At 62.3% G+C, this 12919-nt stretch carries 13 protein-coding genes; 6 read left to right on the forward strand and 7 right to left on the reverse strand.

All coding sequences use genetic code 11. From position 1 onward, the window contains the following. Window positions 1–3 precede the first annotated feature (3 nt). On the forward strand, window positions 4–336 hold the full coding sequence (gene sorU / locus QMY55_RS00180; protein WP_407650580.1) for a SorU family sulfite dehydrogenase c-type cytochrome subunit: 333 nt from the start codon (window positions 4–6) through the stop codon (window positions 334–336). Between the two features lie 7 nt (window positions 337–343). On the opposite strand, the gene QMY55_RS00185 is transcribed toward sorU, so the two are convergent. After that, window positions 344–1096, reverse strand: a complete 753-nt coding sequence (locus QMY55_RS00185; RefSeq protein ID WP_283486716.1) for a class I SAM-dependent methyltransferase — start codon at window positions 1094–1096, stop codon at window positions 344–346. A gap of 230 nt (window positions 1097–1326) precedes the next feature. Here QMY55_RS00185 and QMY55_RS00190 point away from each other — a divergent pair, with 230 nt between their 5' ends. Next, a complete protein-coding gene (locus tag QMY55_RS00190; protein ID WP_283486717.1) occupies window positions 1327–1929 on the forward strand; it encodes a tetratricopeptide repeat protein in 603 nt (200 codons plus the stop codon). Between the two features lie 68 nt (window positions 1930–1997). Beyond that, window positions 1998–2825, forward strand: a complete 828-nt coding sequence (locus QMY55_RS00195) for a hypothetical protein (protein ID WP_283486718.1) — start codon at window positions 1998–2000, stop codon at window positions 2823–2825. A gap of 90 nt (window positions 2826–2915) precedes the next feature. Here QMY55_RS00195 and QMY55_RS00200 read toward each other — a convergent pair whose 3' ends face one another. Further along, complete coding sequence (locus tag QMY55_RS00200; RefSeq protein WP_283486719.1) at window positions 2916–4334, reverse strand: FAD-binding oxidoreductase; 1419 nt, start codon at window positions 4332–4334, stop codon at window positions 2916–2918. Window positions 4335–4398: 64 nt separating this feature from the next. Next, window positions 4399–4620, reverse strand: coding sequence for a hypothetical protein (locus QMY55_RS00205; protein ID WP_283486720.1), 222 nt, complete (start codon window positions 4618–4620; stop codon window positions 4399–4401). 266 nt (window positions 4621–4886) lie between these two features. Between QMY55_RS00205 and QMY55_RS00210 the strand changes: the two genes are divergently transcribed. The 3 genes from QMY55_RS00210 (at window position 4887) to QMY55_RS00220 (ending at window position 7537) form a co-directional block, all read left to right on the forward strand. Further along, window positions 4887–5885 (forward strand): Bug family tripartite tricarboxylate transporter substrate binding protein, encoded by a 999-nt coding sequence (locus QMY55_RS00210; RefSeq protein WP_283486721.1) that lies wholly within the window; start codon window positions 4887–4889, stop codon window positions 5883–5885. Window positions 5886–5896: 11 nt separating this feature from the next. Beyond that, window positions 5897–6889: a BMP family ABC transporter substrate-binding protein gene (locus QMY55_RS00215; protein WP_283486722.1), complete on the forward strand. Its 993-nt coding sequence runs from the start codon at window positions 5897–5899 to the stop codon at window positions 6887–6889. Window positions 6890–6967: 78 nt separating this feature from the next. Next, window positions 6968–7537 (forward strand): cob(I)yrinic acid a,c-diamide adenosyltransferase, encoded by a 570-nt coding sequence (locus QMY55_RS00220; RefSeq protein ID WP_283486723.1) that lies wholly within the window; start codon window positions 6968–6970, stop codon window positions 7535–7537. Window positions 7538–7550: 13 nt separating this feature from the next. On the opposite strand, the gene QMY55_RS00225 is transcribed toward QMY55_RS00220, so the two are convergent. The 4 genes from QMY55_RS00225 to boxC all read right to left on the reverse strand — a co-directional run bounded on the left by QMY55_RS00225 (window position 7551) and on the right by boxC (window position 12829). Further along, window positions 7551–8129: an HD domain-containing protein gene (locus tag QMY55_RS00225; RefSeq protein ID WP_283486724.1), complete on the reverse strand. Its 579-nt coding sequence runs from the start codon at window positions 8127–8129 to the stop codon at window positions 7551–7553. A gap of 150 nt (window positions 8130–8279) precedes the next feature. Further along, entirely contained in the window at window positions 8280–9602 is a 1323-nt protein-coding gene (boxA, locus tag QMY55_RS00230; RefSeq protein WP_283486725.1) for a benzoyl-CoA 2,3-epoxidase subunit BoxA, read from the reverse strand. A gap of 117 nt (window positions 9603–9719) precedes the next feature. Then, window positions 9720–11147: a benzoyl-CoA 2,3-epoxidase subunit BoxB gene (boxB, locus tag QMY55_RS00235; protein WP_283486726.1), complete on the reverse strand. Its 1428-nt coding sequence runs from the start codon at window positions 11145–11147 to the stop codon at window positions 9720–9722. 26 nt (window positions 11148–11173) lie between these two features. Then, window positions 11174–12829, reverse strand: a complete 1656-nt coding sequence (gene boxC, locus QMY55_RS00240) for a 2,3-epoxybenzoyl-CoA dihydrolase (RefSeq protein ID WP_283486727.1) — start codon at window positions 12827–12829, stop codon at window positions 11174–11176. Window positions 12830–12919 lie beyond the last annotated feature (90 nt).

Below are 12919 nucleotides of genomic sequence, written 5' to 3' on the forward strand. Positions count from 1 at the left end.
AGAATGATGAAGAAAACCTGCACCCTCGCCGCACTCATGCTGACCGCTCTGGCCGGCACTGTCCATGCCGATGAAGCCGCTCAGATGGCGCGTGGCAAGGAGCTGTTCACCACGGCTGCCGTGCCTGCCTGCGCCGTCTGTCACACCCTCAAGGACGCGGGCACCGAAGGCGCCATCGGCCCTGTTCTGGACGAGCTGCAGCCCGATGCCGCCCGCGTGGCGCGCGCCCTCAAGGACGGCATTGGCGCCATGCCTTCGTTCAAGGCCACGATGAGCGAAGCCGATATTGCGGCCGTCGCCCTGTATGTGAGCAAGGCCAGCGGCGGCGCCAAATAAGCCTGTCTCAGCGCTGTCCATTGCCTTCCAAGGGCATGGAATAGATCCAGACCTTGTGGCGGCTATTGCCCTCCAGACAGGCCGTGGGCGTCACCCCGGGCAGCGCAAAATCCAGGCTCACCAGCCAGCTGCCGGGCTGCATTTCGGTGGCGGCCTTGACGGCGGCACGGCCCATGCTTTCGGGGCGCTGGAACAGATAGACCAGCTGATAGTCACTCCAGTCCGCCAGCCAGATATCGGCACGCCGTACCCTGGCCCAGGGGCAGCGCAGCGCGCAGACCAGGCGCAGCGGCCAGCTCCACTCCAGGCCGTGCAGCCGGGCTTGTGGCAGCTCGCTGCGCAGGGCGCGCAGCCCGTCGCCCAGGCCGCAGCCCGCATCCAGCACCAGGGCCTGCTCGGGCAGTTGCACCACATTGGCGAGGCCGCGCAGTGCATGCTGTGGCGTGGGAAATACCGGCGCGTCGCGCCAGGCGTTGAGCGGATAGACCAGCAGCAGCAAGCCCAGCGGCAGCAACCAGCCCCAGGCTGGCAGCTGACTGGCCCACATCACCGCAAACGACAGCGGAAAGCCTGCCGCGATCATGGCTCTGCGCCACCAGCTGTCGCCGAAAAGACTGGCTGCCGTGCTGAGCGTGCAGGCCATGCCCAATGCCAGCCACCAGGGCAGAACACGGATCAACAGCAGCAGGACGGCCCAGGCCATGGCCCAGGTGATCAGGGCCGGCAGCGGCCAGGGCAGGGTAGAGAGGCGCAGGAACATGCCAGAGGTATATCTCAGTGATACCTGCCAACTTTGCTTGAGACAGGATTGCACCGATTTTTTACGCTATTCACTCAATCACTCGATTGTTTGAACCTATTAACCTGGAAGTTTTCCGTTGCCAGCCATTCGTTTCCCATCAGGCCGGTTTGTAAAGTGCGTAAAAATTATGCAAATCTCCCATGTATACTTTTTGGCTTCCAACGGATAAGAACCACTGAGGGCTACTCATGCGATTTGTTCTTCCCTGTCTTTCCCTGGCTGCGCTGGCGCTGGCAGGTTGTGCCGCACAGACTCCACAAGAGCAGCTGGCACCCGCGTCACCGACGGTTCGCCTGTGCGAAGGCAACAACTGTTCCGAAATGCCGCGCAATGTCGCGACCTTTCGTGGCGAGCCGGTCAACCCTGAGGCCGAGCGCCGGCTGGCGGCCTTGACGGCCCGTGCCGAAGCGGATCCGCGCGCAGCCTACGATCTGGGTCTGCGCTATCTGCGCGGCGATGGCGTGGAGCGCAACAGCTATCAGGCCATCGAATGGATGCGCAAGGCCGGCGATGCAGGCCATGGCCCGGCCCAGTTTGCTCTGGGGCGCCTGTACCTGCTGGGCTTCGAAGAAATGGGGCCCGACCCCGCAGAAGCCGAAGCCTGGCTGTCGCGCGCATCGGCCAAGGGATTCAAGGAAGCCCGTCGTCTGCTGCCTCAGGCACAAGCCATGAAGCGTGATGCGCATGCACGCTATCAAGCCATCGAGGACGAGCGCAAATCCTGGGGCATCTGGTACACCAGCGCCCCTTACTACTGGGTCTGGGGATCCTCGGGCTGGTATCTGCGTTGAGGCGCACTGAGCGGCAGTGTTGAGCGCTGCGCTCTGTTTTTTCCTATTTTTCATTAGAAAGACTTTCTATGTCCAAGAAGACAACTCTGCGCCTGGCCGCTCTGGCTTCGGCCCTGGCCCTGGGTGGCTGCGTGACGCCTGGCGGCGGCACCATCAGCACCGGTACCGCTCCTACGGCTGCCACCGGCGCTGCGGGCGGCGGCACCAGCGTCAACGCCAATCCTTCGCTGGAGCGTTGCGATGCGCCTCTGGGCACGCTGGCTGTGGATGACGGCCGCGGCAAGGAGTGGTATGCCAGCTTTGGCGCAGCGACCAAGATCACGACCATCGAGCCCCTGATCCGTCTGGCCGTGCAGCAGTCCAACTGCTTTGTGATCACCTCCATCGGCAACAACCGTACCGAAAGCAAGATGTCGGCCATCACCGACAAGCAGCGCAACTCCGGTGAATTCCGCGCCGGCTCCAAGCAGCAAAAGGGCCAGCGCGTGGCGGCTGACTACTACATGGAGCCATCCATCATCATCGACAACGACGCTACCGGTCAGCTGGCTGCCGGCGTGGGCGGTCTGTTCGGCAACGTGGGCACGCTGATCGGCGGCGCCATGCAGAGCAAGGCTTCGGTGGTGACGCTGAGCATGTTCGACATCCGCTCGGGTGTGCAGATCTCCATCTCCGAAGGCAACTCCACAGCCACCAACTTCGGCGCAGCCATGGGCGCGTTCGGCGGTGGCGTGGGTGGCGGCCTGGGCGGCTTCTCGCGCTCTCCCGAAGGCAAGGCCACCGTGGCCGCCTTCATGGATGCCTACAACAATATGGTGATCTCGCTGCGCAACTACAAGGCGCAGGAAGTCAAGGGCGGCCTGGGCCGTGGCGGCCAGCTCAAGGTCGGCAAGTAATTCCCGTTTGCAGCAACAGAAAAGGGCCTGAGAAATCAGGCCCTTTTTCATTGGAAGCGCGGATGCAGCAAGCGCTGCCAGCTATGCTTATTACAGCTGGAAGATCTTGCCGGGGTTCAGGATGTTCTTGGGGTCCAGCGCCTGCTTGATGGCGCGCATCATCTGCACCGCACCAGCGCCAGCTTCCTCGAGCAAAAAGTCCTGCTTGTGGATGCCGATGCCATGCTCGCCTGTGCAGGTGCCGCCCAGCGCAATGGCCCGTGCCACCAGCTGGTGGTTCAAGGCTTCGGCCTGTTGGCGCCGTGCGTCGTCGGCTGGGTCGATCAGATAGCCGAAGTGGAAGTTACCGTCGCCCACGTGGCCGACCAGGAAGTAGGGGATGCCGCTGGCGTCGGCCTCGGTCACGCATTCCAGCAAAGCATCGGCCAGACGGCTGATGGGCACGCAGGCATCCGTCGTGATGCAGCGGCAGCCGGGCACGCTGGAGACCGCCGCAAAGTAGGCGTTGTGGCGCGCGGTGAACAAGCGCGTGCGGTCTTCGGGGCGCTCGGCCCATTCAAAGGCATTGCCACCGAATTCATTGGCAATGTCCTGCACCATCTCGGCCTGCTCCTTCACGCCCGTGGGCGAGCCGTGGAACTCCATCAGCAGCATGGGCTCTTCACGCAGATCCAGCTTGCTATAGGCGTTGACCATGCGCACCGAGTTCACATCGACCAGCTCTACGCGCGCGATGGGAATGCCCATCTGTATGGTCTGGATCACCGTGTGCACGGCCTTCTCGATGCTGGGGAAGGAGCAGATGGCGGCGCTCACCGCTTCGGGCAGCGGATAGATGCGCAACGTGATCTCGGTGAAGATGCCCAGCGTGCCTTCGCTGCCCACCATCAGGCGCGTCAGGTCGTAGCCGGCGGCGCTCTTCTTGGCGCGGTTGCCGGTACGGATCACCTCGCCATTGGCAGTCACCACTTCCAGGGCCAGCACGTTCTCGCGCATGGTGCCGTAGCGCACGGCATTGGTGCCGCTGGCGCGGGTCGATGTCATGCCGCCTATCGATGCGTCCGCTCCCGGGTCGATGGGAAAGAAGAAGCCTGTGTCCTTGATGGCATCGTTGAGCGCCTTGCGCGTGATGCCAGGCTGCACGGTGATGGTCAGGTCTTCGGTGTTGACCGAGAGCACCCGGTTCATGCGGCTGACGTCGATGGTGATGCCGCCTTGCACGGCCAGCAGATGGCCTTCCAGCGACGACCCTGCGCCATAGGCGATCACGGGCACACCGTACTGGTCGCAGAGCCTGATGGCGTCCTGCACATCCTGGGTGGACTCGGCAAACACCACGGCCGCGGGGGGCGGAGCGGCGATGGAGCCTTCATCGCGTCCATGCTGCTCGCGCACGGCCAGGGCGGTGGAATACTGACTGCCATAACGCGCTGCCAGCGCTTGCAGAAACTCTTGGGGAATGGGGCGCTGCAAGGCGTGCAGCTCATGCGTGGCAACAGGTGCGTTCATGGTCTCGGCGAATCTCCAGGGGGGTCAAAAGAATACCACCGCAGAGCCGCCAGGAAGGCCGCGATCAACCCTGTTGTGCGGGGGCTGGCTTGGCGGAATGCGAACCGTGGGCGTGCTGGGAAAGCACGGTCTGGATGCGATGGACTTTGTCGTCGCGGCTGCTGGAGTGATGGGCCATGGCAGCACCGGCACTGCCGAAGGTGAGAGCTGAAAACAGAATCACGCTCATGACTTCAAAAGGGGTGTCCCTGCAGTGATGCCACAGCTTGTGCTGTACTTTTTTCATAGCGTATCTCCTATGACGGGTATCGGTAATACAAGGTTTTCATGGGCGCATTCCAACCCGCATTGCTTTGTAAAGCCAGCACTCTTGCAGCTTGTTGCCTGAGACAACATTTGCCTGCGGGCTGTAAGCAGGCATAGATAAGTTTGGACAAAGCTCATGAGAAATCAGTGTTTAGTTTTGGCGCCAACGCTGCCTATATTTCAGAGCCTTATGGCGTGCGCTGCAGAGCTCGCTTCAGACAACAAGCAAGCTTGGAAGGACGGCTCATGCCAGTCACAGGACGAAGATCTTTTCTATGGGGGCTGGGAGGCGCATCGGCCCTGGCCATGCTGGGAACGGGGTGGTCCGCGCATGCCACGCAGGGGCAGAGCTGGCCAGCCAGGCCCATCAGGCTGGTCGTGACCTTTCCGCCCGGTGGTTCCAGCGACATCGTGGCGCGGATTCTGGCGCCTTTGCTGGCCGAGAAACTGGGCCAGAGCGTGGTCATAGACAACAAGCCAGGCGCGGGCTCCTCCATCGGTGCGCAGATCGTCGCGCACAGCGCCAGTGACGGCTACACACTGCTGGTGTCCAATTCGGCGGCACTGTCGATTGCACCGTCACTGCTGCAAAAGCCCGGCTATGACGCGGTGCGCAGTTTCGATCATCTTGCCTATATTGGTGCCGTGCCCACGGTGTTTGCCGTGCATCCGTCCGTGCCCGTCAACACTCTGGGCGAGCTGGTCGCGTGGATCAGGGAGCAGGCGGCTCCGGTGTCGTTCGGCAGCGGCGGCGCGGCGTCGGTCGGCCACCTGGTGGGTGAGCAGTTTGCGCAGGTGAACAAGCTCTCCATGGAGCATGTGCCTTATCGCGGCGCCGGGCCCATGCGCGCCGATTTGCTCAGCGGCCATATCAAGCTGGCCGTGGATGCCCTGCCCCAGAACATCGCCCTGCAAAAACAGGGCCGCGTGAAGCTGCTGGCGCTGACATCGCCGGGCCGCGTACCGCAGGCTCCAGGCATTCCCAGCGTGGCCGAACTGGGTCTGCCCCAACTGGTGTCCGAGAACTTTGTCGGTATCTCGGCGCCTGCCGGTCTGCCCGGGGCACTCGGTGAAAAGATCAGCGATGCCGTGCGCGAGATCAGTGGCAGAGCCGATTTTGTGCAGGCTCTGCAAGCCCAGGGTTTTGTGACCCGCGACATGGAGCCCGCAGCCTTTTCCCGATTGATTGCAGACCAGCGGCAGAGCTGGTCCGAGATCGCCAGGAAAACTGGCGCCAGACTTTGAAGAGAACACATATGACAAGCTCCATTCCATCTGTTCATGTCTCGCGTGGAAGCTGCGGCGCAAGCCGTTATGCCGTCGTGCTGTTCGGTCCCGAAGGGCAGGGCAGTTTCAACGAATCAGGACTGCAGGGCGCGCACCAGGCGCGGCGCGCTGGCTACGATGTCGATGTGCTGTGGGTTGCAGGCCAAAGTGCCGAGCAGCGCGCTCAGGAAATGTCCGTGCTTGGCGATGGTCGCTATGCCTTGATCCTGGCCCATGGCGGGCAGGGTGACGGGCCCGTGCAGATCCTCGCAAAGCGCTGGCCCGGGCAGGCGTTTGTGGTGACCCAGGGCAGCTGGAGTGCCGCCAATGTGGCGCGCTATGAGGTGTTGCAGGAGCAGTCGGCCTTTCTGGCCGGTGTGCTGGCCAGCCAGTACAGCAAGACGCGCGTAGCGGGGCATTTTTCGGGCGAGAAAGTGCCACCGGGTTTGCGCGGTCGTGCCGCCTATATCGACGGGCTCAAGGCTGCCGGTTTCGAGGGGGGCATTGTGACCCAGTTCTGCGGCCATCAGCACCGCCCCGAGTGGGCCCGGGCCTGCGTTTCCGATATGGCTGGCCACAGTGGGCTGGATGTGCTGTTCGCCATGGTCGATGGCGGGCGCAGCGGTGTTTCACAAGCCTGCCGCGAGCATGGCGTGGCACAGATCGGCAATGTGCTGAACTGGGTCGAGCGCGATCCGCAGGTATTTCTCGCTTCGGCCATCTGCGATTCGGGAGCCGCGCTGTTTCGCGCCATTGAAGACCATGCACATGGTCTTTTGCCGCTGGGCGGTTACCGTTCTTTTGGACTGGAGGAGCCTGAGCTGGTGCGGCTGGAGATGGGCTCTGGCGTGGACGCGGCAAGCCGTGCACTGGTCGAGACCTGGGCCCAGCGCTTGCTCTGCGGCCAGCATGAAATCCACCTGGAATATGGTGGGCCGGAGTTCGCGTTGCCGGTGACTGCGCAGGAGCCGTCACTAGCCTGAGGTGATCGTCAGTCCATGGGCTCTGCGCCTCAAGCACAATCAAGGCTTGCACCCGCATTGATTGAACAAGGAACAGCCATGGGCAACCGCCTCACGCAGATCGCCACCCGCACGGGCGATGACGGAACCACCGGACTGGGCGACAACACCCGCGTCTCCAAGAACAGCGGCCGCCCGCATGCCATGGGCGATGTGGACGAGTTGAATTCGCATATCGGTCTGCTGCTGTGCGAGCCGCTGTCGCAGGACGTGCGCGACCTGCTGATCGATATTCAGCACCAGCTTTTCAACCTGGGCGGCGAGCTGTCCATGCCCGGCTATGAACTGCTCAAGGATGATGCGCTGCTGCAGCTGGACAATGCGCTGGCCCACTACAACGCGCAATTGCCGCGCCTGCTGGAATTCATTCTGCCCGCCGGTACGCGGGCGGCATCGCAGGCCCATGTCTGCCGCACCGTGGCGCGCCGCGCCGAGCGCCATGTGGTGGCGCTGGAGCAGGCCGAGGCCATGCGAGCCGCACCGCGCCAGTATCTGAACCGCCTGTCCGATCTGCTGTTTGTGCTGGCCCGGGTGCTCAACCGTGTCGACGGCGGTGACGACGTTTACTGGAAGAGCGAGCGCCTGGCCCGCAGTCAGACCGAGGCTTGAGGTCCATCACTGCTCACCGGGCCATGGCCTGCTTGTAGAGGCTTTGCTTGGGCGAGGCCATGAGGCGGCGCAGCATGGGCTCGAATTCCGAGATCGGCAGCGTCTCGCCCTTGGGGTCGAAGGCCGGGTTGTCGTAGAGCTCGCAGAACTCGGCCGTGAGTTCGTAGTGGGGGTGGTCCTTGAACTGTTCGCGCATGTCCCTGTCCATGCCGAGATGGTGGAAGAAATAGTGGCCCTGGAAGATGCCGTGGTGCTTGACCATCCAGTGGTTGGCTTCGCTCACGAAGGGCTGAACAATCGCCGCGGCAATATCGGGGTGGTTGAACGAACCCAGGGTATCGCCAATGTCGTGCAGCAGGGCACAGACCACATATTCCTCATCGCGGCCATCGCGCAGGGCGCGTGTGGCGGTCTGTAGCGAGTGGGTGTAGCGGTCTACCGGAAAACCGCCATAGTCGCCTTCCAGCAGCTTGAGATGAGTCATCACCCGGTCCGGCAGCCCCTTCACAAAGTGCGCGAATTCGCCGCCTATCAACTGCCAGTCTTCACGCGTGCTGTCCTGCATGCGGATGAAATTCGCCCGTGCGTTCATGCCTGTCTCCATGGGGTGTTGTGCGGCCACTGTAGGGCGGCATGAGAGGCCGCGCTGTCAACGGCATGACAGGCGCAGCCGTAGTGATGCGGTGATGACTCCCTTGCTTGCCCGCCACGTGCGGCCGCTGTCCCAATGCACTTCAAGGGCTCAATAGGTTTCCAGGTGCAGACGCCCTTCGCGCTTGAGCTTGGCACCCAGATCATCCCAGTTCATGCCGCCTTGCTGGGCCACATCGCGCAGGGCCAGCACCACGCCTTCTTCCATGCTTTTGAGGCCGCAGACATAGATATGCGTGTTGTCGTCGCGCAGCAGCTCGGCCAGGTCGACAGAGCGCTCGCGCATGGCGTCCTGCACATAGCGTTTGGGCTGTCCCGCCACACGTGAGAACGCGAAATTGTTGTCGATGAAATCCTTGGGCAGGTTCTGCAGCGGGCCGAAATAGGGCAGCTCCTGCGGCGTGCGCGCACCGAAGAAAAGCAGCAGCTTGCCGCCATCGAATTTGCCGCTCTTGCGCAGACGGCGGCGCCACTCCGTCATGGCGCGCATGGGCGCGCTGCCCGTGCCGGTGCAGATCATCACGATGTGCGAGCGCGGGTGGTTGGGCATGAGAAAGCTGCTGCCAAACGGGCCTATGACCTGCACCTTTGCACCCACCTGCAGATCGCAGAGATAGTTGCTGGCGATGCCGCGCACGGCGTGGCCATTGTGATCCTCGACCACGCGTTTGACCGTCAGCGCCAGATTGTTGTAGCCGGGCCGCTCGCCATTGCGCGCACTGGCCACCGAGTATTGGCGTGCCACATGAGGCTTGCCGCTGGCATCCACACCGGGCGGGATGATGCCAATCGACTGGCCTTCAAGCACCGGAAAGGGCATGGAGCCAAGGTCCAGCACGATGTGATGGGTCTCGTTGTCAAAGCCGGTTTCCGTGCAGTTGATATTGCCCACCACGGTGGCCGTGACCGGGGCCTTGGGTCCATGCAGATTGGTATAGGCATGGGCCGCAGACCAGGGCGGTGTGGTGGCCCCGAAACTGGCGGCGCGAAAGACTTCGGCCTCCGTCACCGCGCCGCTGCTGCTGGCGTTGGGTGCAATACCGGCAGCAGCCGCAATCACGGCCTGGGCCTGGCTCAGATCCTGCACATCGCCGCTGCCGGCGGTGCTTTGCGCAGCGGCCAGCACATCGTCTGGAAGCTCTGTGGGAAGACTCTCCCAGCCCAGCTGTTCTTGCACCGTATAGGGCCTGCTCACCAGCACCTTGCGCCAGTTGTCGATGGAGCCCGTGGGGCAGGGCGAGATGCAGTCCATGCAGCCATTGCAGACATCAGCCTTGACGACATAGTTGGTGTCGTCATGCGTGATCGCATCGACCGGGCAAGTCGCTTCGCAGGTGTTGCAGCGAATGCAGATTTCCGGGTCGATCAGATGCTGGTTCAGAATGCCGTTTTCAATCAGCGTGGTGGTGCTCATCTTGTTCTCCAAACCGGCGCAACCCAAGCTCCACCCAACTCAGAGGCATCAAGCAAGGGCCGCCCCGCAGCGAAGATGCCGTCCCCCTTGGGGGAAGCGGCCTAGCCGCTCAGGGGGTTACGCGAACTTCACGTATTCGAAATCCACAGGCTGTCGGTTGATGCCCATGACCGGTGCTGCAATCCAGCCGGCAAATTTGCCGGGCTCCAGACATTGCTTCATCAGCGAGGCCACAAAGGTGCGGTCGTCATCGGTGGGCAGCCATTCATTCTTTTTGGCTTGCCATTCCTGCTCGCTCACGGGGCGGCCTTCGGGGCTGACGCGCACACCGGCCAGCGCGCCGATCTGGCGGTTGAAGGCCTTGTGCGGCACGGTCAAACGGAAGGCTATGCCGGCCTTTTCCATGACCTTGTTCCAGCGGCCCACGCCGGCATTGCTGTCCTTGATGTAGTCGTCACGCAGCACCTCGTTCAAGGCGTTGAGCATGGGCACTTCCTTCTCGCGCAACTGACCGTCCACGACCTCCAGCACCTTGTAGTTCTGGTCGTGCAGCTTGTGGTCGTCTTCGCGCTTGCCTTCCTCGTAGCGGCCCTTGAGGCCCGAGCTGTAGAAGGTGGCAGCGTTGCTCGACTGGTCCGCGCCAAACAGGTCGATGGTGACGCTGTAGTGGAAGTTCAGATAGCGCTGAATCGTGGGCAGATCGATGACACCCGCATTGCGCAGCTTGTTCACATCATCGGTCTTGAGTTCGTTCATCATCTGGCAGGTGCGGGCCAGCACGCGGGAGACGCCGGACTCGCCCACAAACATGTGGTGGGCTTCCTCTGTCAGCATGAACTTGGTGGTGCGCGCCAGCGGATCGAAAGCGCTTTCGGCCAGCGCGGCGAGCTGGAATTTTCCGTCCCGGTCGGTGAAATAGGTGAACATGAAAAATGCCAGCCAGTCCGGCGTTTTTTCGTTGAAGGCACCGAGAATGCGCGGGTTGTTTTCATCGCCCGATTGGCGCTCCAGCAGGGCCTCGGCTTCCTCGCGACCATCGCGGCCGAAATGCTTGTGCAGCAGGTAGACCATGGCCCACAGATGGCGGCCTTCCTCCACATTGACCTGGAACAGATTACGCAGGTCATACAGCGATGGTGCGGTCAGGCCCAGGTGGCGCTGCTGCTCCACCGATGCAGGCTCGGTATCGCCCTGGGTGACGATGATGCGGCGCAGGTTCGCGCGGTGTTCGCCGGGCACGTCCTGCCAGGCCTTCTCGCCCTTGTGATCGCCGAAATGGATGCTGCGATCCTGCTCGGCAGGGTTCAGAAAAATACCCCAGCGATAGTCACGCATCTTGACGTAACCGAACTGTGCCCAGCCTTGCGGGTCCACGCTCACCGCCGTGCGCAGATAGACGTCGTAGTTGGTCGATCCTTCGGGGCCCACATCGTCCCACCACTTGATGAAGTTGGGCTGCCAGCTCTCCAGCGCACGCTGCAGGGTGCGGTCGCCGCTGAGGTCCACATTGTTGGGAATCTTCTGGGTGTAGTCGATGCTGCTCATGGGGTGTCTCCTGAAGGTCGTGGATATCAAACGCGATTGAAATCGAAGCCGGCTTTCTGGCCGGTTCCATACAGCTTGAGAGCGCCTTTTTCGCCCACGGCATTGGGGCGGTTGAAGATCCAGTTCTGCCAGGCCGAGAGGCGGCCAAAGATGCGCGTGACCATGTTTTCCTGGCTGGCGAAACGCAGATTGGCTTCGAGGCCTGTGAGTGCATCGGGCGACATGGCGGCGCGCTCTTCAATGGCGATGCGGATTTCGTCAACCCAGTCGATATCGTCAAGTGCAGCCGTGACAAGGCCCAGCTTCTGGGCGGCATCACCATTGAGCTTCTGGCCCACTGCATGGCGTGCGGCCTCCATCGGCTCTGTCTCTTCGTAGAAGCGGCGCTGCAGACGGCTCTGGTCGTTGACCAGAGGCAGCAGGCCAAAGTTGAATTCATCGAGCTGAATGACGGGCTCGCGGTCGGTTTCATCGGGCAGCACCAGCATATAGGCGCGGTCGGCGCAGAACGCCAGCTCGGCCAGCATGCCGGCAAAGCAGGAGCCGGGTTCGATCAGCGCGAACAGCGAGCGCGAGGACACATCCAGGCGTGCAAACGTGCGGCGCAGCAGGCCTATGGTCTGGCGTACCAGCCAGTGGTCCTGGTGGGCGATCAGGGTCTGGTCCATGGCCAGTACGGCAGCACCATCGCCTTCGGTTTTCAGAATCCAGGTGCCGATGTCCGGCTCATTGGTGCGCAGGTGCAGGATGGCATCGTCCAGCTCGCGGCCCATGGCCAATGGCCACCAGGCGGCGCCGGCATTTTCAATGGCTTCCACGGTGCCGGGTTGATCGCCTTGTGGCGCTTTCACGGTCAGGGTGGCGCAGCGCTTGCTGCGGTCGATATCGACAACGACATGGGTGTAGGCCATGGCGTTCGGGCTTGGGGTTCGCTCTATCTTCGTGAGCTGAACACCCTTGGCAGATGCGGGGCGCGAGCTGTTTTCAGCCAGCTTTGCGGCGTGCTGGTTGACCACATCGGCAAACTGCGCTGGTTTGGCAATCGCATCGACCAGGCGCCAGTCCACCGCACGCTGGCCGCGCACGCCTTCCACGCTGGTGCAGAAGATGTCGGCCAGGTCGTGGCGTACATGGCGCTTGTCGGTCACACGGGTCAGGCCGCCCGTGCCAGGCAGCACGCCCAGCAGCGGCACCTCGGGCAGAGAGACCGAGGAGGAGCGGTCGTCGATCAGCACGATGTCATCACAGGCCAGGGCCAGCTCGTAGCCACCACCGGCGCAGGCGCCATTGACGGCAGCGACGAACTTGAGGCCGTCGTGGCGGGAGCTGTCTTCGATGCCGTTGCGCGTTTCGTTGGTGAACTTGCAGAAGTTGACCTTCCACGCATGCGAGGAAACGCCGAGCATGAAGATATTGGCTCCCGAGCAGAAGATGCGCTCCTTGCCGCTGGTGACGATGACGCTCTTGACTTCGGGGTGCTCGAAACGGATGCGGTTCAGCGCGTCATGCAGCTCCACGTCCACCCCCAGGTCATAGCTGTTGAGCTTGAGCTTGTAGCCGGGGCGTATGCCACCGTCTTCGGCAATGTCGAGCTTCATGCGGGCGATGCTGCCCTCGACTTCAAACGACCAGTGCTGGTACTGGCTGGGCTCGGTGCGGTAATCGACGATGGGTTGCTGCATGCTCGACTCCTGGTGAGATGAAAAATAATGCAGTTATTGACTGGGTGTTGGCACAATTATGCAGAATCATGGAAAAAAAGCAGCAAAAAA

Source organism: Comamonas resistens, from assembly GCF_030064165.1.
Taxonomy (GTDB): domain Bacteria; phylum Pseudomonadota; class Gammaproteobacteria; order Burkholderiales; family Burkholderiaceae_C; genus Comamonas; species Comamonas resistens.